Origin of the sequence: Rhodanobacter geophilus (assembly GCF_040812275.1) — a bacterium.
GTDB classification, from domain to species: Bacteria; Pseudomonadota; Gammaproteobacteria; order Xanthomonadales; family Rhodanobacteraceae; genus Rhodanobacter_A; species Rhodanobacter_A geophilus.
On sequence record NZ_JBFOHL010000001.1, the window covers coordinates 388960 to 413594 of the forward strand.

The following is a 24635-nucleotide window of genomic DNA, read 5'->3' on the forward strand; positions in this document are numbered from 1 at the left end:
CATGGCCATACGACTGCTCGCCGCCCTGATCGCCCTCGGCCTGCTGCACTGGCAGCCGCGCCTCGCGCACTGGCGCAACGACGCCGGTTTCCGGCGCTGGGTGGCGCAACTGGGCGACACCAGCGGCACCGGCCGCGTGGTGCTGGCGCTGCTGCTGCCGCTGGTGCTGTGCGCGCTGGCGATCTGGCTGCTGCGCCTGTCGCCGCTGGCGGACCTGCTGCACTTGCTGTTCGCGCTGGCGGTACTGCTGTTCTGCTTCGGCCCGCACGCGTACGAGGCGGATCTCGAAGCGATCCTCGCCGCGCCGGACGGCGCCAGCCGCGAAGCCGCCGCGCAGGCGCTGGGCGAGGATGGCGAACACGTGCCGTGGCGCGCCGCCGAGCTGGGCGTGGCGAGCGCCTATGCCGCGCTGCGCCGGCGCTTCGGCGTGCTGTTCTGGTTCTTCCTGCTCGGTCCGCTGGGCGCGCTGCTGTACCGGCTGACGCGCGCGCTGGGCCATGACGACACGCTGCGGCTGGACGCCGAGGCGAGCGGTGCCGCGCGCCGCTTCGCCAACGCGCTGGACTGGATTCCCGCCCAGCTGCTGGTGTTCACGCTGGCCCTGGTCGGCCACTGGGACGCGGTGATCGGCGCCTGGCGCCGCTGGCACCAGCAGGCCCTGCCGAACGGCTGGCTCAACGAGGGCCCGGGCTTCCTCGGCGCCGCGGCGCGCGCGGACATCCAGGTCGACATCGAAGGTGGCGAAGGCTACGCCGAAGAGCGCAGCGATCCGCTGCTGGAGCTGCGTCGCCTGCGCGGCGCGCTGCTGCGCGCCCTGCTGGCCTGGCTCAGCGTGGTGGCCTTGATCGTGATCGGCGGCTGGCTGCGCTGAGCCTGCAATTTTCCGCAGGAGCCCGCCCACGGCGGGAACCCGGGCGCTACGCCATCTCGCCGCGCAGCTCGCGCACGCGTGCTTCCAGCGATGCGGCAGTCACCCGCGCCGGCGGCAGCGGCGCATCCACCACCAGTTCCACCCGCGCGCGGAAACGCCGCGGCAGGCGCGCGCGATGCAGCGCCGAATCGCGCCGGCTCCACATGCTGCCCCACAGCCCGCGCAACGCCATCGGCAGCACGGGTACCGGGCGGCGCGCGAGGATTCTCTCCAGGCCGGGGCGGAACGGCGCGATCACGCCGTCGCGAGTCAACGCACCCTCGGGGAAGATGCACACCAGCTCGCCGTCGGCCAGTGCGGCATCGATGGCATCCCAGGCCTGCTGCAGCACGGCCGGATCTTCCTTCTGCCCCGCGATGGGAATGGCCCTGGCGGTCCTGAACAGGAACCTCAGCAGCGGCACGTTGAAGATCCGGTAATACATCACGAAGCGCGTGGGCCGGCGCAGGTTCGCCATCAGCAGCAGCGGATCCACGTAGCTGACGTGGTTGCATACCAGCAGGGCCGGCCCTTCCTCCGGGATATGCTGCAAGCCGTCCGCGCGCACCCGATACAGGGTATTGGTCAGCACCCAGGTGACGAAGCGCAGGATGAACTCCGGCACCAGGGTGAAGATGTAGGTCGCCACCAGCACGTTGAGCAGCGCCGCGGCGAGGAAGATCTGCACCGCATCCAGTCCCAGCGCGCCCAGGCCCAGGCCGAAGCCCGCCGCGGCCACGATCAGCACCGCATTCATGATGTTGTTGCCGGCGATGATGCGCGACAGCTTCTCGCGCGGCGCACGTGCCTGCACGAAGGCGAACAGCGGCACCACGTACAGGCCGGCGAAGGCTCCGATCAGGGTGAGGTCGAGCACCACGCGCCAGCTGCCCGGCGCGTGCAGGAAGCCCAGCCAGTTAAGCCCGCGCACCGGCGCAAGGCCATGCCGCGCGAAATACAGATCCACGCCGAACACGGTGAGTCCGAACGCGCCCAGCGGCACCAGGCCGATCTCCACGCGCCGGCCCGACAGCTTCTCGCAGGCGAGCGCGCCGAGGCCGCTGCCGATCGAGAACAGCGTGAGCACCAGGGTATAGACCGTGTTGTCGCCGCCCAGCGTCTCGCGCGTGTAGATCGGCAGCTGCGCGATCAGCACGGTGCCGAAGAACCAGAACCAGGAGATGCCCAGCACCGCGTTCCACACCGCGCGATCGGCGCGGGTGATGCGCAGCACCCGCGCGGTCTCGCCGAACGGGTTCCAGTTGATCTTCAGTTCCGGCGCGGTGGCCGGCGCCGGCGGAATCGCGCGGCAGGCGAGGTAGCCGACCACCGCCACGCCTATGGTGATGACCGCCGCCAGCCACGGCCCTGCCTCGCCCATCGAGGTGGTGCCTGCGATCATGCCGAGCAGGATCGCCAGCTGCGTGCCCATCTCCACCAGGCCGTTGCCACCCACCAGCTCGACGGGCTTCAGCGCCTGCGGCAGGATCGCGTACTTGATCGGCCCGAACACGGTGGAGTGCAGGCCCATCATGAACAGCACCAGCAGCAGCAGGGTGACGTGGTGGGTGATGAAACCCGCCGCCGCGACCGCCATCGCGGCGATCTCGAACAGTTTTACCCAACGGATGATGCGCGTCTTCTCGAACCGCTCCGCCAGCTGCCCCGCGCTGGCCGAGAACAGGAAGAACGGCAGGATGAACAGCGCCGGCGCGAAGTTCGTGTAGATCGAGGCCGCGCGGTCATCCAGCCCCAGCTGGAACGCCACCAGCACCAGCAGCGCGTTGCGGAAGGCGTTGTCGTTGAACGCCGCCAGCGCCTGCGTCCAGAAGAACGGCGCGAAGCGGCGCTGGCCGAACAGGGCGAACTGGCTCATGCGGATCCACGGCAGCGGAGTCGGCGGCCAGCTTAGCGGATGCCGCGCCGCGACCCGCCCGGCCCAGCCCCGGCCTCCCCTGCAGCAGGAGAGGGGAAACCCGCGGGCTCAGTTGCGTGACTGCAGCTTCGACAGCAGGCGCAGCATCTCCAGATACAGCCACACCAGGGTGACCACCAGCGCGAACGCGCCGTACCACTCCATGTATTTCGGCGCGCCGGCACCCACGCCCTGCTCGATCATGTCGAAGTCGAGGATCAGGTTCAGCGCGGCGATCACCACCACGGCCAGGCTGAACAGGATGCCGATGGTGCTGTTGCCGGTGATGAAGCCGAAGGAGTGGCCGAAGAAGCCCATCACGAAACTGGCGAGGTAGACCAGCATGATGCCGCCGGTGGCGGCGACCACACCAAGCTTGAACTTGTCGGTGGCGCGGATCAGCCCGCTGCGGTAAGCCAGCAGCATGGCTGCCATGGTGCCGAAGGTGAGCGCCACCGCCTGCATCACGATGCCGGGGTAGCGCAGCTCGAAGATCGCCGACAGCGCACCCACGAACACGCCTTCGGCCAGCGCGTACAGCGGCGCGGTGACCGGCGCCCAGGTCTTCTTGAATGCGGTGACCATCGCCAGCACGAAACCGGCCAGCGCGCCGCCCAGCACCAGCGGCCCCAGCGCGGGCAGGCTCTCGCCGCCGTGGAAGCGGCTCCAGCTGAACATCGCGCCGATCACCACCAGCACCAGCAGCAGGCCGGTCTTGTTGACCGTGCCGTTCAGGGTCATCGCGTCGCCGTCGCGACTGAACACCGCGCCGCTGGCCGCGTCGAGGAAGGTGTTCTTGTTGAGTGCAGGGTTGCCGCTTTGCATGTCGTGCTCCTTCAGGTTGCGACCATCCTAGCCCGCCTTTGCCCGTCTTGCAGGCGGCGACTGCGCCTCTACGCGGCCGGTGCGAACATGGATGGCGTCATCAGCAGGCTGGGACCACCACCATGAGCCAGCAGTTCCACGTCGGCGACCACGTGCGCTGGAATTCCGAGGCCGGCCACGTCAGCGGCCGCATCGTGAAGGTGCACACGAGCGACACGCTGTACAAGGGACATCCGCGCCGCTGCAGTCCGGAGGATCCGCAGTACGAGATCAAGAGCGACCGGACCGACCACGTCGCCATGCACAAGGGCGCGGCGCTGCAGAAGATCGCGTGAACGCCGCACCCGCCACGGTCTGGACGATCGGCCACTCCACCCGCACGCTGGCGGAGTTCCTCGCCCTGCTCGCGGCGTACCGCATCGAGGCGATCGCCGACGTGCGCCGCTTCCCCGGCTCGCGACGCTGGCCGCAGTTCGCGCGCGATGCACTGGCCGCCAGCCTGCCCGCGCACGGCATCGGCTACCAGTGGTTTCCCCAACTGGGCGGCCGGCGCCGGGTGCAGCCGGACTCGCCGAACACCGCCTGGCGCAACGCCGCGTTCCGCGGCTACGCCGACCACCTCGCCAGCGCGGAATTCGCCGAAGGGCTGGCGGCATTGCTGGCATTTGCGGCACGCCAGCGCACCGCGATGATGTGCGCCGAAGCGGTGTGGTGGCGCTGCCACCGCGCCATCATCGCCGACGTGCTGAAGCAGCGCGGCGTCGCGGTGGTCCACATCCTCGACCTGCACCACGACGCGGCGCATCCCTGGACCACGGCGGCGCACATCGAGAACGGCGAGCTGAGCTATGCGGCACCGCAATCGACGTTGCTGTAACGCCTCAGCGCGGCGGACTCTGGTACGCGCCCTGCGCCAGCTGCAGCAGGATCTTCATTTCCTCGCGCAGCGACAGCGGTGCGATGACCTCGGCGTCCGGGCCGTACTTGAGCACGTCCATCAGCAGTTCCTTCGAGTTGGAATACGGCAGCTGCAGCTCGTAGCGGCCGTCGGCCAGCCACTCGCCCTTCTGCTGCGAATGCCAGTGCTCGTCGGCCACCCAGCGCGCCGCGTGCGAGGAGAAGCGGATCGTGGCCCAGGCCTTGGGCTGGCCGGCGAAGATGCCGTAGCTGGAGGCCAGCGCCTGGTCGAGCTCCACCTCGGGCACGTCGCGCGCGGTCGCGTCCAGTGCCTGCGCCTCGGCGATGCGGTCCACCGCGAAGCTGCGCAACGCCTCGCGGTCGTGGTCCCACACGTCGAGGTACCAGTTGTCGCGGTAATGGGTAAGGCGCTGCGGCGACACGGTGCGGCGGCTGTCGGCGCCGGTGGTGCGCGCGCGGTAGCGGAAGCGCAGCTGCTTGCGCTCCAGCACCGCGCCGGCCACGATGCGGAACGCCTGCTGGTCGAGCTTGCGCGCGCCCCACGGGATCACCCGGATGCGCTCGACCGGCAGCGCCTTGCCGCTGCCGCGGTCGGACAACAGGTGCTCGATGCGCGACTTGAACGGCGCCAGCGCGCCGGCCAGCACGCCGGGACCGCTGCGGCCGATCAGTTCGTTCAGCGCCAGCAGCGCCGCCAGTTCGTCGGAGGTGAGCCACAGCCCCGGCAACTCGAAGCGCTCGCCCTCGCCCTGCTCGTAGCGGAACGCGGCATGCTCGCCGCCGGCGCTCTCGATCGGCGCGCCCAGCGCATCGCGCAGGAAGGCCACGTCGCGATACAGCGTGGCGCGCGAGCATTCCAGCTCGTCCATCAGCTTCGGCAGCGGCACCGGGTAGTGCGCCGACTTCAGCAGACGATGCAGGGTGAGGATGCGTTCGTAGCGGTCCATGGCGGGCTCGGCGGTCGCGGCAGGCAGGGTGAGCTTCTAGCATGGGTACGCCCGCGAGCGCCCGCAAGCCTGCCGAACGTCGGCCTAACCCGCGCATGCAGCACCTGGCTTAAACTTGCAGGCCCCGCCTTCCCCGGACGGTACCCCATCCATGCAGTCCACCCACGAGTGGCCCGGTGCGATCGCCGCCGGCACGGCGACGCCGACTGACCGACCGACCCGTGCCGCCGCGCTGCTGCAGGTGCTGGCAACCGGCGGCTACGGCCTATGGCTGTGGCTGGGCCTGTCCCTGCTGCTGGGGCTGAGCCGGCTGGGCCGCAGCGGCACCCTGGTCCCGCTGGGGTTGGGCGCCGTGCTGGTGGGCGCCGGCCCGGTCCTGGCCTGCCTGCGGGTACCGGGACTCGCGACCTGGCACGGCTGGCTGCCGCGCCCGGGCCACCGTCCCACGCGTTCCGCGCTGATGGCGCTGGCCACCTGGTTGCCGGTGCTGGCGGTGGCGGGGCTGGCGCACGGCAACAACAGCTTCTGGGTCACCCGGCTGGCCGGTGCGCTGCTGATGCTGTGCAGCCTGGTCAGCCCGCTGCTGGCCACCCACGACGACCGCGCCTGCCTGTCGGCCCCGCTGCAGCGTGCAACCGCCCTGCTGCCGGCCTGTCGCATCACCATCGCGGCCTATACCGGCGGTCTCTGGCTGTGGCTGAGCGTGCTGGCGCAAGGCGGATTCGACGGCGGCCGCGCCGCCTATCTGTGGTTCCTGCTGTTGCTGACGCTGGCGCTCGGCCTGGGCCTGCTCGAAAGCGGGCTGTGGCAGTCCCTGCGCGAACCCGATACGCCCACCGGCGGCGGCGTCGCGGGAAAGCGCAACCGCTTCTCCCTGCGTTTCGTGGCGGCACTGCTGAGTTATGCGCTGCCCTGCGCGGCGTTGCTGCTGGGCGGCACCGCCGGCAGCCTGCTGGCTGCCGCACTGGCTGCACCCGGCTGCGTGCTGGGCCAGTTGCTGGAGCGCTACCTGTATGAGACCGCGCTGGCCGATGCCGCGGGCGCGAAACCGGCCTGAACGGGCCACGTTCATTGAAAATTCAAACCGTTCCGTTAAGGTGTCCGCCTTACAATTGTTTAACGAAACGGGATCCCCACCGATGAACAAGACCCTGATCGCAGCCCTGCTGCTGGCGGCATCCGCCAGCTTCGCCGCGCAGGCGCAAGATGCCGGCAACAACGCCGGCAACAATGGCGGCTGGAGCGGTTCGGGCGAATTCGGCTACGCCTCCGCCACCGGCAACACCCGCTCGCAGAACGTCAACGCCAAGCTCGGCCTGAACCAGGAAAACGAGCAGTGGAAGAACAGCTTCTTCCTCGACGTGCTGCGCACCAAGGTGCAGCAGAAGGTGATCGACCAGAACGGCAACACCGTCAACGAATTCAACACCACCGCCAACCGCTACGACGGCGGCGCCTCGGTGGGCTACAAGCTCGACCCGCGCAGCTACATCGTGGGCGCGGCCCGCTACGACCACGACCAGTTCGGCGCCAACCTGTGGCAGGGCGTGGTCTCGCTGGGCTACGGCTACATCGCGCTGAAGGATGCCCGCAACGAGCTGTCGTTCGAAATCGGCCCCGGTTACAAGGAATACCGTCCGGCGGCGCTTCCCGTGGAAGTCAACGGCGTCTCCGTCCAGCAGGTGCAGCCGGTGCAGCACGAAGCAGTGGCCCGCGGCCTGGTCAACTACAAGCTGCGCCTCACCGACAACACCTCGTTCGAGGATACGTTCCTCACCGAAGCGGGCTCCAAGAACACCTACCTGCAGAACGACGCCGGCCTCGCCGTCAACATGACCAAGAAGCTGGCGTTGAAGGTGGGCTTCCAGGTGCGCCGCAACAGCGACGTGCTGCCGGGCATCAAGAAGACCGACACGCTGACCACCACCAACCTGGTCTACAACTTCTGAGGGCCCACCTTTGCGATCATCCCTGATCGCGAGGATCAAACGGGCGGCCATCCATGGCCGCACTCTTCAACTCTCGGCACCCACGAACGGCCCCTGTTCACACCGGGGCCGTTTCGTTGCACCACGTTATTCGGACGCCTGGAAGCCCGTTCCGAGGAATTCGGCCGCACCCTGCGCGAACAGCGCCTGCGCCACCGCACGGCCCAGCGCCGCAGCATCCTCGCCGTCCGCCTGCGCGTGCAGCAGGCGGCCGCTGGCCGCGTCGCCCACCAGGCCGCGCAGATGCAGGCCGCGTTCGGTGAGCGTGCACCACGCGCCCACCGGCACCGTGCAGCTGCCGCCCAGCGCCTGGTTCATCGCGCGCTCGGCGCCCACTTCCAGCCGCGTGTCGGCATCGTCCAGCACCGCGAGCAGGGTCAGCGTGGCCGGCTGGTCGGCGCGCGCCTCGATCGCGATCGCCGCCTGACCCGGCGCCGGCAGCCAGTCCGGCGCGGCGAGACGACTGCGTATGCGCGCGGCCAGGCCCAGCCGCTCCAGTCCCGCGCAGGCCAGCACGATCGCGTCGTAGTGGCCCGCATCCAGCTTCGCCAGCCGCGTACCCACGTTGCCGCGCAGGTCCAGCAGCTCCAGGTCCGGCCGCAGGGCGCGCAGCTGGGCCTGCCGGCGCAGCGAGGAGGTGCCCACCTTCGCGCCATGCGGCAGGGCAGCGAGATCGGCGTGGTCGTTGCTGACGAAGGCATCCGCCGCATCCGCACGCGGCAGGATCGCCGGCAGCGCGAAACCCGGCTCCAGCTCGGCCGGCACGTCCTTCAGCGAATGCACGGCGAGGTCGGCGCGGCCTTCCAGCATCGCCACCTCCAGCTCCTTGAGGAACAGCCCCTTGCCGCCGATCGTCGCCAGCGGCTGGTCGAGGATCTCGTCGCCGCGGGTGGACAGCGGCACCAGCTCCACCGCCAGTCCCGGATGGGCCGCGCGCAGCAGCGCCGCCACGTGCTCGGCCTGCCACAGCGCGAGCGCGCTCTTGCGGGTGGCGATGCGCAGGGTGTTCGGGGTCATGCGGGCTCCGGGATCCGTTCTTCGCACCATTGTCGCCGAAGCCGCGGCCGCTGCGCAGACGACGGCGGCGCACCGACGCCCTCCACGACCGACTTCACCCCATCCGCAGCAGCTTGCGCAGCGCCGGCAGGTTGCGCCGGCTCACCTCGGGGCTGAAGTCGGTGCCGGCGAGGCGGGCCAGCACGCGGCCGTCGGACAGGCTCTTCAGGCCAAGCAGGCGGGCGGGGGGCACCAGGCAGTTGCGGTGCAGGCGGATCAGCTGCTCGGGATAGGCTTCCTCCAGCTGGCGCAGCGATTCGTCGATCAGCAGCTCGCCGCCGGCGTGCCGCACGCACACGTACTTCTCTTCGGCGAGCAGGCAGATCACCTCGTCCAGCGCCACGCGCACCTGCTCGTCGCGCACGCGCGCGTGCAGCCAGGCGGTGGCGGTGCGCGGTGCGTCCGCCAGCCGCTTGCGCGCGCGCTGCAGCGCTTCGCGCAGACGCTCCAGCCGCACCGGCTTCAGCAGGTAATCCACCGCGTCCAGCTCGAAGGCGTGCAGTGCATGGTTCTCGTAGGCGGTGCAGAACACCACCTGCGGCCGCGCGCGGCCGGCCAGCCGCGCGGCCAGCGCCATGCCGTCGAGGCCGGGCATGTTGATGTCGAGCAGCAGCAGGTCGGGTTGCAGCTCGCCAAGCGCGGCAAGCGCGGCTTCGCCATCGCCCACGCTGCCCACCAGTTCAGCGCCCTCGCACTCGCCCAGCAGCGTGGCGAGCCGCATGCGCGCCAGCGGCTCGTCGTCGGCGATCAGCACACGCATCGTCATGGCCCCCTGCTCTTCAACGGCCTGCTCTTCAACGGCCCGGCCTTCAACGACCCGGCCTTCAACGGTCCGCTCTCCAGCGGCAGGCGCAGGCTCACCACGTAACGCTGGTCCTGCGGCCCGGCCTGCACCGTCGCACGCGGGCCGTAACGGAACGCCACGCGCCGGCGCACGCTGTCCAGGCCGTGGCCATTGCCGCCACGCGCGGGCGAAGGCGGCAGCGGGTTGGCGATCTCGATCACGATGGCGCCGCCTTCACGCGCGCCGCGCAGCGTCACCACGCCGCCTTCGCGCAGCGGCTGGATGCCGTGGCGCACCGCGTTTTCCAGCAGCGGCTGCAGCAGCAGGCGCGGCAGCGGGAACTCGCGCGGCAGGTCGTCCAGTTCTCGCTCGACGTGCAGGCGTTCGCCCAGGCGCAGCTGCTCGATGGCGAGGTAGCGGTCGAGCAGGGCCAGTTCCTCGCCCAGCGTGCCGTCGCCCTGCTCGTACTGGCCCAGCGCGGCGCGGAACAGTTCGGCCAGATCCTCCACCGTGCGCTCGGCCGCCACGGGATCGACCGGGATCAACGCCGCCACGGTGTTCATGCTGTTGAACAGGAAGTGCGGGCGGATGCGCGCCTGCAGCGCCTCCACCTGCGCCCGCGTCACCGCGGCGAGGCGCAGCCGCCACTGCGCGGCGACGTAGAAGTAGCGCAGGATCGCCGCGCCGAGCAGGGCCGCGATCAGCACGTTGTCGCGCACGAAGCCCGCCGCGCCGTCGCGCAGCAGCCCCATCCGCAGGGCTTCGTCCAGCCCGTGCGCCATCCAGCTCGCCGCCCCCACGATCGGCATCATCAACAGCCACGCGGCAAGGTAGGGCAGGTGCCCGGGCAGCCGCTGCAACCACGCGCGCAGCAGGCACAGCACCACGCCGATCACCAGCGCCAGCCAGGTCACGAACAGGATGCCCACGCTGTAGCCGGCGAGGTCATGGTGGTCGCCCGCGGCCAGCCACACCACGGTGGCAGCCAGCGCGCCGGTCACCAGCAGGGTGAACAGCACCGGCAGGCTGCAGAAATCCGGCAGCGGGCTCGGCTCGTCGTGCGGGTGGGGGAGGGCGAAGCGCATGCGCAGAGTATGCCGCAGCGCCAGGCCGGTTCAGGCCAGCCGCTGGCCCAGCCAGGTGCGCAGGTCGGCGATTTCCTCGGCGCAGACCGCATGTGCCATCGGGTAGCTGTGCCAGTCCACGCGGTAGCCCAGGCGCTGCAGCAGGTCGCGGCTGTCGCTGCCGCGGGGCGGGATCACCACCGGGTCGAGGCTGCCATGCGCCTGGAAGATCGGCACGTCCGCGTTCGCCGCGCTGCGCTCGGCGCCCAGCGTATCGGCGATCGGCAGGTAGGTGGACAGCGCCACGATGCCGCCCAGCCGCCCGGCATGGCGCAGGCCCGCGGCCAGCGCGATCGCGCCGCCCTGCGAGAAACCGGCGAGGAAGATGCGCCCGTCCGGCACGCCGCGCCCGCGCTCGCGATCGATCAGCGCCTCGGCGGCGGCGATGGAGGCGCGGATCCCCGCCTCGTCCTGCCGCGCCACCAGGTCGAAGCCGTAAATGTCGTACCACGCGCGCATCGGCATGCCGCCGTTGACCGTCACCGGCCGCACCGGCGCGTGCGGGAACACGAAGCGCAGCGCCGGCCAGTCCGCCGCCACCAGCTCCGGCACGATAGGCGCGAAATCGTGGCCGTCCGCGCCCAGCCCGTGCAGCCAGATGATGCTGTAGCGGGGACTGGCGGCGGTTTCGTGTTCGACGGCGGAAAGCAGTTCGGACATGGCGTGAGATGCTGTGGAAAAGTCGGCGAAGCTTACCTGCTCACTTCGCCGGCAAGTCCAGCTCCTGTGCGAAGAACGTGAGCATCAGCGCGGTGTTGCCCACGCGCTGGCTGAACGGCGCGCCGATGCCGTGGCCGGCGTTCATGCGCGTGAGCAGCAGGATCGGCCGGCCCGACGTGGTGGCGTCCTGCAGCGCGGCGGCGAACTTGCGCGACTGCCACGGCGCCACGCGCGGATCGTTCGCGCCGGTGGTCATCAGCACGGCGGGGTAGGCGGTGCGCGGCTGCACGTTCTGCAGCGGCGAGTAGGCCAGCGTGGCCTTGAACTGCGCGGGATCGGCCACCGTGCCGTACTCGGGCACGTTGTAGGCGCCGTTGGCGAACTCGGTCTCGTGGCGGATCACGTCGTAGATGCCCACCATGCTCACCGCGGCGCGGTAGTCGCCGGGATGCTGCACGATCTGGCTGCCCATCAGCAGGCCGCCGTTGCTGCCGCCGAGGATGCCGAGGTGTTTGCGGTCGGTCCAGTGCGTGTCGATGAGCGCCAGCGCGGCGGCGTGGAAGTCGTCGAACACGTTCTGCTTGTGCAACCGCTGGCCCTGCTCGTGCCACAGCTCGCCGTTCTCGTTGCCGCCGCGGATGTTGGCGAAGGCCAGTACGCCGCCGCGCTCCAGCCAGGCCAGCTCGGCGCCCGCAAAATGCGGTGCCACGGGAATGTCGAAGCCGCCGTAGCCGTAGAGGATGGCGGGCCGCGCACCGTTCGGCGTCATGCCCTTCATCGCCAGCACGGTGACCGGGATCCTGGTGCCGTCCTTCGAGGTGCCATCGATGCGATGCATCTCCACCTTCGAGTAATCGGCGGCGGGCTTCACCTCGAACACGGTCTTCAGCGTGCCCGCCCCGGCGTCGTACTCGGCCCAACGCGAGGGCAGCGTCCAGCCGTCGTAGTCGATCAGCGCGTGATCCTGGCCCTGCTCGGCGGCGATGCCGGCTATACCGATGCCGTGCGCCGGCAGCGGCAGGCGGCGCACGAATTTCGCCGCATGGTCGTACTGCTCCACCCACCAGTCCGGTCCCAAGCTGCGCACCACGAGAAAGCCGTCGGCGATCGGTGCCACCTGCTGCAACGCGCCTGCGCGCTGGTCCAACGCCTCGCTGACCTTGCCGCCCGCATCCAGCGCCAGCAGCTTGCCACGTGGCGCGCCGGCGAAGCTGGCCGCGTACAGGCGCTGGCCCACCCAGTCGGCGAAACGCACGTCGGCGGCATCGCCCAGCGCCTTCTTCCAGGTGCCGCCCTCGCGCAGCCACACCTCGGCCGGGCCACCGTCGCCCATGTTGGCCAGCACGGCAAGCTGCTTCGCGCCAGGCGAGCTCAGCAGGCGGTATTCGGCCACCTTGGAGTAATCCTTGCCGAACACCGCGACGTCCTTCATGGCCGGCTCGCCCAGCACGTGATGCACCAGCACAGCGTGGAACTGCACCACCTCATGCCCCGCGGGCGGCGGCGGAAAGCGTACGTAGGTGAAGCCCTTTTCATCCGCATCCCAGGCCAGGCCCTGCGGCGTGGTGCCGCCGCCGGCCCAGGGCAGGGCGTCGGACAGGGTCTTGCCGCTGCGCACATCGAGCACGTGGAGGGTGGTGAGCTCGCTGCCGCCCTCGGCGGTGCCGTAGGCGAGGTAGCGGCCGCTGGGCGAAGGCCAGTAGCCGGTGATCGCGGTGTTGCCGCCGTTCGCGTCGAGGTCCACCAGCACGCGCGGCGTGCCATCCGGCCACGCCTGCGCCATCAGCTGCGGTTGCGGTTGTGGCGGCGTTTCCTGCAGGTAGAACAGCGTGCCGCCCGCGAGCAGCGGCGAGGAACGCGTGGTGGAGGTGATCGCCAGCTGCTGCACGCGCGCGTTCATCGCCTTGCCGTCCGGCATCGTCGCCAGCACCTGCTCGGTGTAGGCGTTCTGCGCCTTGATCCAGGCCGTGACCGCGGGGTCGGCGGAATGCTCCAGCCAGCGGTACGGGTCCGCCACGGTGACGCCATGCAGCACGCTGGCGTCGGCGTGGCGGGGCGAGGCGGGCGGTTCCGGCATGCGGCCGCCGATCAGCGACACGTCGCGTTGCGGGGGCGCGGGCATTTGCTGGGCAACGGCGCCGCGGGCCACGGTGCCGGCGAGCAGCGCAAGCGAAAGGACGAGTACGGGACGCATGCGGATTCTCCGATCGCGGGACCGCTTCCGAGAGTAATCCCGGCTCCGGACCTGCGCACCTGACTTTCGGCACAGGAACGGTCGCGCGGCCGCGGCGCCCGGGTATCCTGAAGTTTTCCCGCCGGGAACTTCCATGCGTCGACTGCTGCTCGCCGGCCTCGTGGCCCTCACCGTGCTGCCCGCGGCCGCCTTTGCCGCGACGGCGGCGCCGGCCTCTGCCGCTGCACCGCCGGACCTGGAAACCATCATGGCCAGCCCCGACTGGATCGGCCATCCGGTGGAGGCGCCGTACTGGAGCGTGGACGGCCGCAGCCTGTACTACGCGCTGAAGCACGACGGCGACAGCGTGCGCGATCTCTACCGGGTGAGCGCGGCGGGCGGCGCGGCGACGAAGCTGGCCCCGGCCGCGATGGCGCAGGCCGAGGGCCCGGCGGTGTACGACCGCGGGCATGCGCATGCCGCCTTCATCCTGCACGGCGACGTGTTCCTCGTCGACCTCGCCAGCGGCCGCCGCGTGCAGGTGACGCGTTCGCCGCAGCCGGAGTCCTCGCCGCAATTCTCCGCCGACGGCCGCACGCTGCAGTTCCGCGACGGCAACGACTGGTACGGCTACGACCTCGCCAGCGGGGTTGCCGCGCCCGCGGCGATCCTGAAGTTCGCCGACGATCCGCAGGCGCAGCGGCCCGACGCGCTGGAACGCCAGCAGCTCGAAACCTTCAGCACGCTGCGCGAGATCAAGGCCGATCGCGACGCGCACCGCGCGCAGCAGCAGGCGCTGGACGCCGCCGACGCCAGCCGCGCGCCGCGGCCGTTCTGGCTGGGCGACAAGGTCAAGGCCATCGACACCGAGCTGTCGCCGGACGGTCGCTGGATGCTGGTGGTCACCGAACCCGCCCATCACGACGACGGCAAGGCGCCGGACGTGATCCACTACGTCACCGATTCGGGCTACACCGAGGTGCAGAAGGCGCGCGACTACGTGGGCCGCAACGACCCCGCGCCGCAGTCGCTGCTGCTGCTCGATCTTTCCGCGCACAAGGTGTGGCCGCTCGCCACCGACAACCTGCCCGGCATCAGGGACGACCCGCTCAAGACGATCCGCGCGCAGACCGTCGCCGCGCTGCAGAAGGCCGGCCACGACGATGAGGCCAAGGCGCTGAAGGCGCCAGCCGTGCGTCCGGTCACCATCGCCGGCGACGGCAGCGGCGGCGGCATCGCGTGGAGCGACGACGGCAACCAGGCCGCCGTGCAGCTGCGCGCGATCGACAACAAGGACCGCTGGATCGCCAGCGTCGACTTCGCGAAGCACGCGCTGGTGCCGCAGGACCGTCTGCACGACGACGCCTGGATCAACTGGAGCTTCAACGATTTCGGCTGGCTCAAGGACGGCCGCACGCTGTGGTACCTCAGCGAGGCCAGCGGCTGGTCGCGGCTGTACGCCAAGCCGCTGGACGGCAAGGCGAAGGCGCTCACCGACAACACGCGGTACGAGGTCAGCCAGCCGACGCTCAGCCCCGACGGCCACTGGTTCTACCTGCTGGCGAACAAGGTCGCGCCGTACAGCTACGACGTGTACCGCGTGCCTTCCAGCGGCGGTTCGCTGACTCGCATCACGCAATACGAAGGCGTGGACGGCTACACGCTGTCGCCCGACGGCAGCCAGCTCGCCGTGCTGCACTCGGCGCCGTACCTGCTGAGCCAGCTTGCCGTGCAGGACGCCGCCGGCGGCGCGCCGCGCGAGCTCACCGACACCATGAAGAGCGTGTTCACCGCACGCCACTGGATCCAGCCGCGGTTCGTCGAGGTGCCCTCGTCGCACGGCGCCGGCGTGGTCTACGCGAAGTACTATGGTCCCGCCGGCGAAACCGATGCAGCCGCCTCGCGCCCCGCGGTGCTCTTCGTGCACGGCGCCGGCTACCTGCAGGACGTGTCCAGGCAGGCCACCTACTACGTGCACGAGCAACTGTTCAACAACCTGCTGGTGCAGCAGGGCTACGTGGTGCTGGACATGGACTACCGCGGCTCCGCCGGCTACGGCCGCGACTGGCGCGACGCGATCTACCGCAACATGGGCCACCCCGAGCTGGAGGACCTGCTCGACGGCAAGGCCTGGCTGGTGAAGCACCACGGCGTCGACCCGAAGCGCGTGGGCATCTACGGCGGCAGCTATGGCGGCTTCATGACCGAGATGGCGCTGCTGCGCGCGCCGGGCCAGTTCGCGGCCGGCGCCGCGCTGCGCCCGCCGGCGGACTGGGCCACCTACAACCACGAGTACACCTCGAACATCCTCAACGACCCGCAGCTCGATCCCGAGGCCTACAAGGCCAGCTCGCCGATCGAATACGCCGCCAACCTGCAGGATCCGCTGCTGATCGAGCATGGCCTGATCGACGACAACGTGATGGCCAGCGACTCGATCCGCCTGTACCAGCGCTTCGTCGAGCTGCACAAGCAGAACTTCTGGATCTCGCTGTACCCGCTGGAGCGTCACGACTTCAAGCACGCCGACGACTGGTACGACGAGTACCGGCGCATCGACGAGTTGTTCGACACCTGCGTGAAGCGGCGAGGAGAGTAGTGCACAAATGATCCGGCGGTCCGCGCAAGCGGGCTACCGGTGCAGAAAGGTGGCTACAGAGTCCGTCTGTGCCTACTAGCTTCGGAGCTTGGCAAGGTCCGAGGGGTACGCAGAAATCATGGATCTCACTCGATCCTTCGAACACTGCTTGTCGTCGGATGTACTGACCCGTTATCTAGTTTGCGGAAACACGCAACGCCGCTACCGCTTTTGCCGCCACCAACCCCGTTGCATTCGAGCATGTGGTGGATGTACTGCGGACTTTCCGCCTGCACACCGCCGATCTAATTACGCCAGGCGGCCAGGAAAGTGATCTGGCGACCAGGTGTGATCTCTCAGTGGGTTGTTCATCCGGGGCTGACCCGGAATGCTGGAAGTGCGACCAACCAAGCACTCCAAGAGCCCCGGATGAACCTGCATAAACATGCCCGTCTTACGCCTCGCAGTCGAGCCCTACCGTGATTGAGCGGATGCTTGGTGGCCTGCGTCCGGAAGAAGCCGCCCAAGCGGCCGGGTGAGCGTGCGGACGGCCTAGAAATGGTGGCGTCGCTATCGTGACGAGGGTCCACAAGACTTGCAGGACCGCTCCTCGCGCCCCCGACGTTCCCCATGGGCGACCGCCGAGTCAGTGATCACGCCGCTGATTGAACGACGGCGGCAACGCCAGACCTATCGGCAGATTGCCGGAGATCTGGGGCTGGCCGCGAACACCGTAGGCCGGCTGCTCAAGCGCAGTGGATTGAACAGGTTGGCCTCTGGAGTCGGCCGCTCCGGCCGGTCGTCACGAATACGAGAGGCCCGGCGACCTGCTGCACCTGGATATCAAGAAGCTTGGCTGCTTCAAGCTTCCGGGGTATCGGATCTTGGAACCCGGCCACGGCAGGTCGCATGGATGGGCTGAGAATATGTCCACGTCGCCATCGACGACCATTCGCACATGGCCTTTATGTGCATCAAGCCCAACGAGCAGGGCACCAGCGCCTGTCAGGCGCTGGTTGAAGCGCCGAGCTACAACCGCCAACTGGGCATCCGCTTCACTCGCGTGCTGACCGACAACGGCAGTTGCTACCGCTCACGCTGCTTTCGTCGCCTCCTGCATCGGCTTGGTTTGCGCCATGTCCAAACGCGTCCCTACACACCACAGACCAACGGCAAAACCGGGCGCTTCATCCAGACGGCGTTGCGCGAATGGGCCTATGCCCGTAGCTATGTCGGTTGTGGCCGAGATGGATTGTATGGTCCAGCTGGACGACTACGACATTCGAGCGTGGCTGCATATGACTTCGGCGGTCCGGTGGAGTTGCGGGTGCCGCGCCTGCGCGTGGCCTGCACAAGCTGTGGCCCGCGGAACCGTAAGGGAGGAAGTCTCTTTTTACTCGCTGATGACGGCTTATGTGATGAAGAAACAACCCAAGGCGCCGTGGAACGAACGCCCCCATGGCGTGGGCGTGGCACTGTGCTTGGACACAGTGGGTACGTCACGCTCGGGAGAGCGCCATCCCGCCCTTGGTGCGCTTCGCCCAATGCCTGGACCTTACTGGTGCGCCACCCTCAGTCGGGTGCATTGGCCAACGCATACTGGGCGGCTCCAAGGCATCAACAACAGGATTAAGATCGTCAAGCGCATCGCGTATGGCTACCGCGTTGATGCCTACTTTTTCCTCAAAATCCGGAATGCATTTTCCGGACTTGGATGAAGAACAAAGAAAAAGCCCGCCTTGCGGCGGGCTCTTCGAGGCAGCGGAGGTGCCGAAGGCTCAGGCCTTCTGCACTTCCTCGGCCTGCAGGCCCTTCGGGCCCTTGGTGACCACGAACGTGACGCGCTCGCCTTCCTGCAGCGACTTGAAGCCGTTGCCCTGGATCGCGCGGAAATGCACGAACAGGTCTTCACCGCTTTCCGGCGTGATGAAGCCGAAGCCCTTGGCATCGTTGAACCACTTGACCGTACCGCTCTGACGTTCCGACATGACACATACCCTTGAAACATGAATGGTTTGCGGCCGGATGCAGGTGCGCCAGACCGCGAGTTGAAGCAGGGAATCCGGATCCTCCCCGGCCCTTGCCTTGGCGAGCTTACATGGAAAAGCGCCCCGGTGCCGGCCGAGGGCGCCGGCGGTTCAGCTGGCGGCAGCCCGTCCGCGGGCGGTTCACGGGCATCCCGTACAATATCCGCATGAAGATCGCCTCGTGGAACGTGAACTCGCTGAAGGTGCGCCTGCCGCAGCTGACGCAGTGGCTGGCGGATGCACAGCCGGACGTCGTGGCCCTGCAGGAAACCAAGCTGGAAGACACGAAGTTCCCCGTCGCCGAACTGGCCGCGGCCGGCTATCGCACGGTGTTTTCCGGGCAGAAGACCTACAACGGCGTGGCGATCCTCGCGCGCGAGGCGCTGGGCGAATTCGCCGGCGTGGTCACCGACATCCCGGGGCTGGACGACCCGCAGCGGCGCATCCTCGCCGCCGGCATCGGCGGCCTGCGCATCGTCGATCTCTACGTGGTCAACGGCAAGGCGGTGGGCGACGAGAAATACGCCTACAAGCTGCACTGGCTGGAGCGCGTGCGCGAATTCCTCGCCCGCGAGATAGAGCGCCACCCGAACCTGGTGGTGCTGGGCGACTTCAACATCGCGCCGGACGACCGCGACGTGCATGACCCCGCCGCCTGGGGCGAGGACATCCTGTGCTCGCCATCCGAACGCGCCGCGCTCAAGGCGATCACCGACCTCGGCCTGCACGACAGTTTCCGGCTCTTCGAAACCGCGGGCGGCCATTACAGCTGGTGGGACTACCGGCAAGGCGCCTTCCGTCGCAACATGGGCCTGCGCATCGACCTGATCCTGCTCGGCGAGGCGCTGAAACCCGCGGCCAGCGCCGCGGCGATCGACCGCGAACCGCGGCGCTGGGAGCGTCCCTCCGACCACACGCCGGTGACGCTGCAACTGGACATCCAATGAATACAAGCAAGACCGACTGGCCCAGTTCGCTCACCGACAACGAACTCGACGAACTGGACCGCTACCTGCGCGCCCACACCCGGGAGGGCGATGGCCGCCTGTTGCTGGACGGCGTGCATGGCCTGCTCAGCGCGCTGGCGGTGGGCCCGCTGGAGGTGCTGCCGGACGAGTGGTTGCCCGAGGTGCTGCACGAGCCGTTCGCCGACGAGGCCGAGGGCAACCGCGTGCTGGCGCTGCTGGCCCAGCTCAACGACTCGATCAGCGCCGAGCTCGACGTGGAGGCCTACGAGCCGATCCTCGGCGAGATCGACACCGAGACCGGCCCGCAGCTTTCCGCCGCCGGCTGGTGCGAGGGTTTCAGCCGCGGCATCGACCTACGCGCCGCGCTGTGGGAAGGCCGGCTGGCCGACGACCCGCAGCTGATGGAACTGCTCGGCCCGGTGATGGCGCTGGCGGTGGACGACGGCGTGCTCAGCGCCGACGCCGAGTTCGAGAAGCTCAGCGACGAGGAATACGACGAGTGCCTGTCGCAGGTGCCCGCCGTGCTCGACGCGGTGAACCAGTACTGGCAGGCCAAGCCCGTCAGCGAAGCCGAGCTGGAGGCGATGGTGCAGCGGCACACCGAGCCCGAAAGCGGCGACAGCGCGCCGCCGCGCCACCGCAGCGGGCACTGGGTGCACTGAAATCCGAACTCAGTGAGCGCTCGCCGATGACAATCTCCTTCCGGTGTCAAACCTGCGGCGAAACCCACGAGGGGTTACCTACGGATTTCGCCTGGAAACTTCCTGATGCGGTGTGGGCCATTCCCGAACCGGATCGGGCAAAGCAAGCCCGTTGGGATGCGGATTGCTGTCAGCTGGGCGAGCGCTTCTTCATCCGCTGCGTCTTGCACATTCCCTTCCGGTCGCTCACTGGCAGCAATGGTTGGGGGATCTGGGTTGAAGTTTCCGAGCGGGATTTTTTCCGTTACGTGGAGTTGTACTCGGCGGATGCACGTACAGAGCCACCCGTCGGCGGCGTCCTGGCAAACGAGATCCCGTGCCACGACCGCTCACTGGGTCTCGCCGTATCGGTTCAGTTCGGTACGGCTCAAAATCGGCCAACCGTGATTGCTTCTTCGGATTGTGACCACTCGCTTGCGATCGAGCAGAAGCAAGGCATGTCGAACGAGGGATATCACGAGGTATTGGTGGCCACGGGAGCCATCCGGTAGCCGGAGGCGAAGCAAGCAGGGTATTTCAGGGTCGCTACTACTGTTTTCCGCGAACAATCCGTTCTCGCCACGGTGCTTGGATAGCGTGCCGCACGCGCGCATCTTGGCGGCATTCCATCCACCGGAGCACCGCCATGAGCGAACGCCGCATCCTCCGCCGCATCCGCGGCACCGACACGTCCGACGGCGCGGGCGTGAAGCTGAAGCGCATCATCGGCCAGCCCGGCCTGGACATGCTCGACCCCTTCCTGCTGCTGGATGAGTTCCGTTCCGACAGCGCGGACGACTACATCGCCGGCTTCCCCGAGCATCCGCACCGCGGCTTCGAGACGGTCACCTACATGCTGGCCGGCCACATGCAGCACGGCGACAACCACGGCAACCGCGGCGACCTCGTGCCCGGCAGCGTGCAGTGGATGACCGCCGGCCGCGGCATCCTGCATTCGGAGATGCCGCAGCAGGAAAACGGCCTGATGTGGGGTTTCCAGCTGTGGGTGAACCTGCCCGCCAGCGACAAGATGACCGCGCCGCGCTACCAGGACATCGGCCCCGGGCGCATCCCCGTGGTGCACCCGGCCGATGGCGTCACCGTCAAGGTGATCGCCGGCGAACTGGCCGGCGCCGCTGGCCCGGTGGCCGGTATCGTCACCGCACCGGTGTACCTGGACATCGCGGTCGAGCCGGGCGCGCAGCTGGAGATTCCGTTGCCGGAAGGCCATCACGCCTTCGCCTACGTGTTCGATGGCACGGATGCCCAGGTGGCCGGCGAACCGCTCGCGCGCAGCGAACTGGCGGTGCTGTCGCCGGGCGAAACCGTGCGCATCGGCGGCCGTGAGGCGCCGGCACGCGTGCTGCTGGTCGCGGGCCGTCCGCTCAACGAGGCGGTGACGCGCTACGGGCCGTTCGTGATGAACACGCCCGAGCAGATCCACGAGGCGATCGCCGACTTCCGCGCCGGCAAGTTCTGACGCGCCGCGTCCACAGCTGCCCCGGCATTGTCGGTCGGAGCCTGGCCCGGCCGGCATCGCGCCACCCGCGGTGCCGGTTGCAGGGACGGCAAAAGCGGACGGGATCGGCAGGCACGGTGTGACCGCGGACGCGGATACGCGCCGTGCCCCGCTGTGCATGACCCCATCCTGGCCGCTTGGTACGGCCGATGCTTGCCCTTCAGGCGAGTCGGCCGATGCCGACACAGAGGGTCGAAACGGGCGCTTGCAAGGCGCACCGCATCGGCGTTAAATAAAAATTAATCTTCAGAGTTCAAACCGCTGTATACTGAACCTCCAGTCAAATCGTAGAAATCAACAGATAACACACTGATTTTCAAGCCATGTTCGCCCTGATCTTCACTGCCGCCCTCAGCCTGTTCGCCCTTGCCGCGATGGCGGTGAAGCATGTGCCGGACGGGCAGGTCTACAGCTTGTACCGCCACGGCAAGCCGGTGCGCCTGCTGCAGCCGGGTACCCACGTGGTGCTGCCCTTGCTGGACCGGGTGGCACACCGCATCGATCTCGGCGGTCGCGTGCTGCGTTTCGAGGAAGCGCTGGCCGATGCGCGCGACGTGCGCGGCACGGTGTACTGGCAGGTGCTGGAGCCCGAGCGCGCCGACGCGGTGATCGAGCAGGCCGACCAGCTGATCCGCCGCGGCGCGCTGGAAGCGCTGCACGGCGAGGCCGAGGTGGCTGCGGGCGACCGCCGCGAGCTGGGCCGGCAGCTCAAGCAGAGTCTCAACGGCACGCTGCGTCCGCGCGGCGTGATGGTGACCCGGGTCGAGCTGGACTTCGCCTGAGATACCGCGCACTTCACGCAGGCCGCCCGAGAGCGCCGCGCGACAGGGGCCGCAAGCAAGCCTTGAACCCGCCTACCGGCGGGTTTTCCTTTTTGCCCGTTTGATCCTGGCAGTCATGGATGATCGCAAGCCTTGTTGAAAAGTGCGGCCAGGGATGGCCGCCCGTTTGATCTTCGCGATCATGGATGACCGCAAAGTAACGTTCTGCCGGATACTGGCCGGCCCGGCTACCGCCCTACAGGATTCCGCATGACCGCCCGCGCCGCCCTGCAAGCCCGCCTGGAACAGGGCATCGCCGCGCTCGGCCTCGCCCTGCCCGCCGGGGCGGTGGAGCGCCTGCTCGACTACCAGGCCCTGCTGGAACGCTGGAACGCCGCCTACAACCTCACCGCGGTCCGCGACCCGGCCGAGATGGTCACCCGTCACCTGCTCGATTCGCTGGCGATCCTGCCGTTCGTGCAAGGCGAGACCCTGGCCGACCTCGGTACCGGCCCCGGCCTGCCCGGCATCCCGCTGGCGATCGCCGCGCCGGGCCGGCAGATCCTGCTGGTGGACTCCAACGGCAAGAAGGTGCGCTTCCTGCGCGAGGCGATCCGCGCCCTGAAGCTGGACGGCGTGCGCGCCGTGCAATCGCGGGTGGAGGACGCCGAGGGCAGTTTCGATTGCATCACCGCGCGCGCCTTCGCCAGCCTTGCCGACATGCTGGGCTGGGGCGGGCACCTGCTGGCACCGGACGGCAGCTGGCTGGCGATGAAAGGCAAGGCGCCGGACGAGGAACTGCCCGGCGTACCGCCCGGCTACACGGTGCGCGGCATCCACGCGCTGGCAGTGCCGGGGCTGGAGGCCGAGCGCAGCCTGGTGGTGCTCGGCCGCACGGCCGACTGAACCCGGGCGACGCGGCCTGCTAATCTAGGTTTCCTTTCGCGCACACGATCGACGACATGGCACGCATCATCGCTGTCGCCAACCAGAAGGGCGGCGTCGGCAAGACCACCACGGCAGTGAACCTCGCGGCGGCGCTGGCGGCGGCGAAGCGTCGCGTGCTGCTCGTCGACCTGGACCCGCAGGGCAACGCCACCATGGCTTCCGGCGTGGACAAGCACGCGGCGCGCCCGAACGGCTGCGCGGTGCTGCTGGAGGAGGCCACGGTCGCCGACGCGGTGGTCGCCACCGACGGCCATTACGACCTGCTGCCCGGCAACGGCGACCTCACCGCCGCCGAGCTGAAGCTGATGGACACGCTGGCGCGCGAGCACCGGCTGAAGGAGCAGCTGGCCGCGGTGGGCGGCCGCTACGACACCATCCTGGTCGACTGCCCGCCCTCGCTGAACCTGCTCACGCTCAACGCGCTCACAGCCGCCGACGGCGTGCTGATCCCGGTGCAGTGCGAGTATTTCGCGCTGGAGGGTCTCTCCAGCCTGCTGGAGACGGTCAAGGCGGTGCGCCAGCGGCTGAACCCCAAGCTGGAGATCGAAGGCCTGTTGCGCACCATGTACGACGTGCGCAACAACCTCGGCAACGAGGTCTCGGCCCAGCTCACCACGCATTTCGGCGACAAGGTGCTGCGCTCGATCATCCCGCGCAACGTGCGCCTCGCCGAGGCGCCCAGCCACGGCCAGCCGATCCACCTGTACGACCGCAGTTCGCGCGGCGCGATCGCCTACATCGGCCTGGCCGGCGAGGTCATCCGCCGCGAGCGCGGCCTGCCGCCGGCGCCGGTCGAAGCGAGCGACCCGGCCGACTTCACCGAACCGTCCGCACCGGGCGTGCATGGCGTGGTGCTCAAGGCGCCCGCCGCCAACCACCAGGATTGAGCATGGCTGCAAAGAAACGGGGACTGGGTCGCGGACTGGACGTGCTGCTCGGCGGCGATGGCGCCGCCGCACCGGTGCTGGAACAGGAAGGCGAGCTGCGCACGCTGCCGATCCAGCAGATCCAGCCCGGCAAGTACCAGCCGCGCCGCCACTGGAACGACGAGGCGCTGGACGAGCTGGCCGCCTCGATCAAGGCACAGGGCCTGATCCAGCCGGTGGTGGTGCGCGCGATCGGCAAGCACCAGTACGAGCTGATCGCCGGCGAGCGCCGCTGGCGCGCCGCCCAGCGCGCCCAGCTCGCCGAGATCCCCGCGCTGGTGAAGGAGGTGCCGGAAGTCGCGGTGCCCGCGATGGCGCTGATCGAGAACATCCAGCGCCAGGACCTCACCCCGCTGGAAGAGGCCGATGCGCTGAAGCGCCTCATCGAGGACTTCGAGCTCACCCACCAGCAGGCCGCCGACGCGGTGGGTCGCTCGCGCGCCGCGGTGTCGAACATGCTGCGCCTCACCGAGATGCCCGAGCCGATCAAGAAGCTGCTCGACGAGAGCAAGCTGGAGATGGGCCACGCGCGCTGCCTGCTTACACTGGACGAATCCATCGCCGTGCAACTCGCCCGCCAGGCGGCGACGCTGGGCTGGTCGGTGCGCGAGCTGGAGGAGGCGGCGCGCCGCGCCCAGGCCGCGCCCAAGGGCAAGGCGAAGAGCGCGTTGCCACGCGACCCCAACATCGCCGCGCTGGAACGCGAGCTGGCCGAGCGTTTCGCCACCCGCGTGGAACTCGCCGCCGCCCGCGGCGGCCGCGGCAAGCTGGTGATCCACTACCACAGCAACGACGAGCTCGAGGGCATCCTCGGCAAGTTGCGCTGACCCGCCGCCCGGCACCGTTCGCCCTGGGCGTAGGCTCGAAGAGCCGGAGTCGAAGGGTCGCCCTTCGATTTCCTCGCTCCTCAAAACTGCGGCCATCCATG

Annotated in this window: 24 protein-coding genes and 3 pseudogenes; 18 read left to right on the plus strand and 9 right to left on the minus strand. The window is 69.0% G+C overall.

Going from position 1 to position 24635, the window contains the following annotated elements; genetic code table 11:
• The first annotated feature begins 1 nt into the window (after position 1).
• Positions 2-871: a beta-lactamase induction protein gene (locus ABQJ56_RS01715; RefSeq protein ID WP_367843258.1), complete on the plus strand. Its 870-nt coding sequence runs from the start codon at positions 2-4 to the stop codon at positions 869-871.
• 46 nt (positions 872-917) lie between these two features.
• Here the strand turns inward: ABQJ56_RS01715 and ABQJ56_RS01720 are convergent, their stop codons facing one another.
• On the minus strand, positions 918-2786 hold the full coding sequence (locus ABQJ56_RS01720; RefSeq protein WP_367843259.1) for an MFS transporter: 1869 nt from the start codon (positions 2784-2786) through the stop codon (positions 918-920).
• A gap of 108 nt (positions 2787-2894) precedes the next feature.
• Positions 2895-3650 carry a Bax inhibitor-1/YccA family protein gene (locus ABQJ56_RS01725; protein WP_367843260.1) on the minus strand — a complete coding sequence of 252 codons (756 nt, stop codon included), beginning with the start codon at positions 3648-3650 and terminating at the stop codon, positions 2895-2897.
• Positions 3651-3772: 122 nt separating this feature from the next.
• Between ABQJ56_RS01725 and ABQJ56_RS01730 the strand changes: the two genes are divergently transcribed.
• Both ABQJ56_RS01730 and ABQJ56_RS01735 read left to right on the plus strand, forming a co-directional pair.
• On the plus strand, positions 3773-3985 hold the full coding sequence (locus ABQJ56_RS01730; protein ID WP_367843261.1) for a hypervirulence associated TUDOR domain-containing protein: 213 nt from the start codon (positions 3773-3775) through the stop codon (positions 3983-3985).
• On the plus strand, positions 3982-4527 hold the full coding sequence (locus ABQJ56_RS01735; RefSeq protein ID WP_367843262.1) for a DUF488 domain-containing protein: 546 nt from the start codon (positions 3982-3984) through the stop codon (positions 4525-4527). The genes ABQJ56_RS01730 and ABQJ56_RS01735 overlap by 4 nt, the downstream gene beginning before the upstream one ends.
• Before the next feature lie 4 nt (positions 4528-4531).
• Here ABQJ56_RS01735 and ABQJ56_RS01740 read toward each other — a convergent pair whose 3' ends face one another.
• Positions 4532-5515: a helix-turn-helix transcriptional regulator gene (locus tag ABQJ56_RS01740; protein ID WP_367843263.1), complete on the minus strand. Its 984-nt coding sequence runs from the start codon at positions 5513-5515 to the stop codon at positions 4532-4534.
• A gap of 151 nt (positions 5516-5666) precedes the next feature.
• On the opposite strand from ABQJ56_RS01740, the gene ABQJ56_RS01745 reads away from it, so the two are divergent.
• Positions 5667-6572: a hypothetical protein gene (locus tag ABQJ56_RS01745; RefSeq protein WP_367843264.1), complete on the plus strand. Its 906-nt coding sequence runs from the start codon at positions 5667-5669 to the stop codon at positions 6570-6572.
• 82 nt (positions 6573-6654) lie between these two features.
• The gene (locus tag ABQJ56_RS01750) at positions 6655-7464 is read left to right on the plus strand and encodes a DUF481 domain-containing protein (RefSeq protein ID WP_367843265.1); all 810 of its coding nucleotides are present in this window, start codon (positions 6655-6657) and stop codon (positions 7462-7464) included.
• Between the two features lie 126 nt (positions 7465-7590).
• Here ABQJ56_RS01750 and hemC read toward each other — a convergent pair whose 3' ends face one another.
• From hemC to ABQJ56_RS01775, 5 genes are all read right to left on the minus strand, one after another.
• The gene (gene hemC / locus ABQJ56_RS01755; protein ID WP_367843266.1) at positions 7591-8520 is read right to left on the minus strand and encodes a hydroxymethylbilane synthase; all 930 of its coding nucleotides are present in this window, start codon (positions 8518-8520) and stop codon (positions 7591-7593) included.
• Between the two features lie 94 nt (positions 8521-8614).
• Positions 8615-9319, minus strand: coding sequence for a LytR/AlgR family response regulator transcription factor (locus ABQJ56_RS01760; RefSeq protein WP_367843333.1), 705 nt, complete (start codon positions 9317-9319; stop codon positions 8615-8617).
• Between the two features lie 2 nt (positions 9320-9321).
• Complete coding sequence (locus ABQJ56_RS01765; protein ID WP_367843267.1) at positions 9322-10428, minus strand: sensor histidine kinase; 1107 nt, start codon at positions 10426-10428, stop codon at positions 9322-9324.
• Between the two features lie 30 nt (positions 10429-10458).
• Positions 10459-11127 (minus strand): alpha/beta hydrolase, encoded by a 669-nt coding sequence (locus ABQJ56_RS01770; RefSeq protein WP_367843268.1) that lies wholly within the window; start codon positions 11125-11127, stop codon positions 10459-10461.
• A 40-nt stretch (positions 11128-11167) separates the two neighbouring features.
• Entirely contained in the window at positions 11168-13321 is a 2154-nt protein-coding gene (locus tag ABQJ56_RS01775; RefSeq protein ID WP_367843269.1) for a prolyl oligopeptidase family serine peptidase, read from the minus strand.
• Between the two features lie 133 nt (positions 13322-13454).
• On the opposite strand from ABQJ56_RS01775, the gene ABQJ56_RS01780 reads away from it, so the two are divergent.
• The 5 genes and pseudogenes from ABQJ56_RS01780 to ABQJ56_RS01795 all read left to right on the plus strand — a co-directional run bounded on the left by ABQJ56_RS01780 (position 13455) and on the right by ABQJ56_RS01795 (position 17596).
• Positions 13455-15899 (plus strand): S9 family peptidase, encoded by a 2445-nt coding sequence (locus ABQJ56_RS01780; protein ID WP_367843270.1) that lies wholly within the window; start codon positions 13455-13457, stop codon positions 15897-15899.
• Between the two features lie 194 nt (positions 15900-16093).
• Positions 16094-16321: pseudogene (locus ABQJ56_RS16900) on the plus strand (hypothetical protein); the annotation flags it as partial.
• Between the two features lie 125 nt (positions 16322-16446).
• Positions 16447-16800: pseudogene (locus ABQJ56_RS01785) on the plus strand (leucine zipper domain-containing protein); the annotation flags it as partial.
• Positions 16801-16815: 15 nt separating this feature from the next.
• Positions 16816-17028, plus strand: a pseudogene (locus ABQJ56_RS01790) (DDE-type integrase/transposase/recombinase); the annotation flags it as partial.
• Positions 17029-17296: 268 nt separating this feature from the next.
• Positions 17297-17596: a transposase gene (locus ABQJ56_RS01795; protein WP_367843271.1), complete on the plus strand. Its 300-nt coding sequence runs from the start codon at positions 17297-17299 to the stop codon at positions 17594-17596.
• Positions 17597-17656: 60 nt separating this feature from the next.
• Here the strand turns inward: ABQJ56_RS01795 and ABQJ56_RS01800 are convergent, their stop codons facing one another.
• Positions 17657-17866 (minus strand): cold-shock protein, encoded by a 210-nt coding sequence (locus ABQJ56_RS01800; RefSeq protein ID WP_077480516.1) that lies wholly within the window; start codon positions 17864-17866, stop codon positions 17657-17659.
• A 206-nt stretch (positions 17867-18072) separates the two neighbouring features.
• Between ABQJ56_RS01800 and xth the strand changes: the two genes are divergently transcribed.
• From xth to ABQJ56_RS01840, 8 genes are all read left to right on the plus strand, one after another.
• On the plus strand, positions 18073-18852 hold the full coding sequence (gene xth, locus ABQJ56_RS01805; protein ID WP_367843272.1) for an exodeoxyribonuclease III: 780 nt from the start codon (positions 18073-18075) through the stop codon (positions 18850-18852).
• On the plus strand, positions 18849-19535 hold the full coding sequence (locus ABQJ56_RS01810; RefSeq protein ID WP_367843273.1) for a YecA/YgfB family protein: 687 nt from the start codon (positions 18849-18851) through the stop codon (positions 19533-19535). The genes xth and ABQJ56_RS01810 overlap by 4 nt, the downstream gene beginning before the upstream one ends.
• Before the next feature lie 26 nt (positions 19536-19561).
• Positions 19562-20065, plus strand: coding sequence for a DUF2199 domain-containing protein (locus tag ABQJ56_RS01815; RefSeq protein WP_367843274.1), 504 nt, complete (start codon positions 19562-19564; stop codon positions 20063-20065).
• 134 nt (positions 20066-20199) lie between these two features.
• On the plus strand, positions 20200-21033 hold the full coding sequence (locus ABQJ56_RS01820; RefSeq protein WP_367843275.1) for a pirin family protein: 834 nt from the start codon (positions 20200-20202) through the stop codon (positions 21031-21033).
• 362 nt (positions 21034-21395) lie between these two features.
• Positions 21396-21854 carry an SPFH domain-containing protein gene (locus ABQJ56_RS01825; RefSeq protein ID WP_367843276.1) on the plus strand — a complete coding sequence of 153 codons (459 nt, stop codon included), beginning with the start codon at positions 21396-21398 and terminating at the stop codon, positions 21852-21854.
• Between the two features lie 249 nt (positions 21855-22103).
• The gene (gene rsmG / locus ABQJ56_RS01830) at positions 22104-22739 is read left to right on the plus strand and encodes a 16S rRNA (guanine(527)-N(7))-methyltransferase RsmG (RefSeq protein ID WP_367843277.1); all 636 of its coding nucleotides are present in this window, start codon (positions 22104-22106) and stop codon (positions 22737-22739) included.
• Positions 22740-22795: 56 nt separating this feature from the next.
• Positions 22796-23668 carry a ParA family protein gene (locus ABQJ56_RS01835; protein ID WP_367843278.1) on the plus strand — a complete coding sequence of 291 codons (873 nt, stop codon included), beginning with the start codon at positions 22796-22798 and terminating at the stop codon, positions 23666-23668.
• Positions 23669-23670: 2 nt separating this feature from the next.
• Positions 23671-24534 (plus strand): ParB/RepB/Spo0J family partition protein, encoded by an 864-nt coding sequence (locus ABQJ56_RS01840; protein ID WP_367843279.1) that lies wholly within the window; start codon positions 23671-23673, stop codon positions 24532-24534.
• Positions 24535-24635 lie beyond the last annotated feature (101 nt).

Coding starts and splice junctions, on each gene's coding strand:
- hemC (WP_367843266.1), bottom strand. CDS start 8,520: ATGACCCCGAACACCCTGCGCATCGCCACCCGCAAGAGCGCGCTCGCG.
- ABQJ56_RS01765 (WP_367843267.1), bottom strand. CDS start 10,428: ATGCGCTTCGCCCTCCCCCACCCGCACGACGAGCCGAGCCCGCTGCCG.
- ABQJ56_RS01800 (WP_077480516.1), bottom strand. CDS start 17,866: ATGTCGGAACGTCAGAGCGGTACGGTCAAGTGGTTCAACGATGCCAAG.
- ABQJ56_RS01745 (WP_367843264.1), top strand. CDS start 5,667: ATGCAGTCCACCCACGAGTGGCCCGGTGCGATCGCCGCCGGCACGGCG.
- ABQJ56_RS01750 (WP_367843265.1), top strand. CDS start 6,655: ATGAACAAGACCCTGATCGCAGCCCTGCTGCTGGCGGCATCCGCCAGC.
- ABQJ56_RS01770 (WP_367843268.1), bottom strand. CDS start 11,127: ATGTCCGAACTGCTTTCCGCCGTCGAACACGAAACCGCCGCCAGTCCC.
- ABQJ56_RS01815 (WP_367843274.1), top strand. CDS start 19,562: ATGACAATCTCCTTCCGGTGTCAAACCTGCGGCGAAACCCACGAGGGG.
- ABQJ56_RS01810 (WP_367843273.1), top strand. CDS start 18,849: ATGAATACAAGCAAGACCGACTGGCCCAGTTCGCTCACCGACAACGAA.
- ABQJ56_RS01840 (WP_367843279.1), top strand. CDS start 23,671: ATGGCTGCAAAGAAACGGGGACTGGGTCGCGGACTGGACGTGCTGCTC.
- ABQJ56_RS01720 (WP_367843259.1), bottom strand. CDS start 2,786: ATGAGCCAGTTCGCCCTGTTCGGCCAGCGCCGCTTCGCGCCGTTCTTC.
- ABQJ56_RS01730 (WP_367843261.1), top strand. CDS start 3,773: ATGAGCCAGCAGTTCCACGTCGGCGACCACGTGCGCTGGAATTCCGAG.
- ABQJ56_RS01760 (WP_367843333.1), bottom strand. CDS start 9,319: ATGCGTGTGCTGATCGCCGACGACGAGCCGCTGGCGCGCATGCGGCTC.
- ABQJ56_RS01740 (WP_367843263.1), bottom strand. CDS start 5,515: ATGGACCGCTACGAACGCATCCTCACCCTGCATCGTCTGCTGAAGTCG.
- ABQJ56_RS01725 (WP_367843260.1), bottom strand. CDS start 3,650: ATGCAAAGCGGCAACCCTGCACTCAACAAGAACACCTTCCTCGACGCG.
- ABQJ56_RS01780 (WP_367843270.1), top strand. CDS start 13,455: ATGCGTCGACTGCTGCTCGCCGGCCTCGTGGCCCTCACCGTGCTGCCC.
- ABQJ56_RS01775 (WP_367843269.1), bottom strand. CDS start 13,321: ATGCGTCCCGTACTCGTCCTTTCGCTTGCGCTGCTCGCCGGCACCGTG.
- ABQJ56_RS01820 (WP_367843275.1), top strand. CDS start 20,200: ATGAGCGAACGCCGCATCCTCCGCCGCATCCGCGGCACCGACACGTCC.
- rsmG (WP_367843277.1), top strand. CDS start 22,104: ATGACCGCCCGCGCCGCCCTGCAAGCCCGCCTGGAACAGGGCATCGCC.
- ABQJ56_RS01795 (WP_367843271.1), top strand. CDS start 17,297: ATGAAGAAACAACCCAAGGCGCCGTGGAACGAACGCCCCCATGGCGTG.
- ABQJ56_RS01715 (WP_367843258.1), top strand. CDS start 2: ATGGCCATACGACTGCTCGCCGCCCTGATCGCCCTCGGCCTGCTGCAC.
- ABQJ56_RS01835 (WP_367843278.1), top strand. CDS start 22,796: ATGGCACGCATCATCGCTGTCGCCAACCAGAAGGGCGGCGTCGGCAAG.
- xth (WP_367843272.1), top strand. CDS start 18,073: ATGAAGATCGCCTCGTGGAACGTGAACTCGCTGAAGGTGCGCCTGCCG.
- ABQJ56_RS01825 (WP_367843276.1), top strand. CDS start 21,396: ATGTTCGCCCTGATCTTCACTGCCGCCCTCAGCCTGTTCGCCCTTGCC.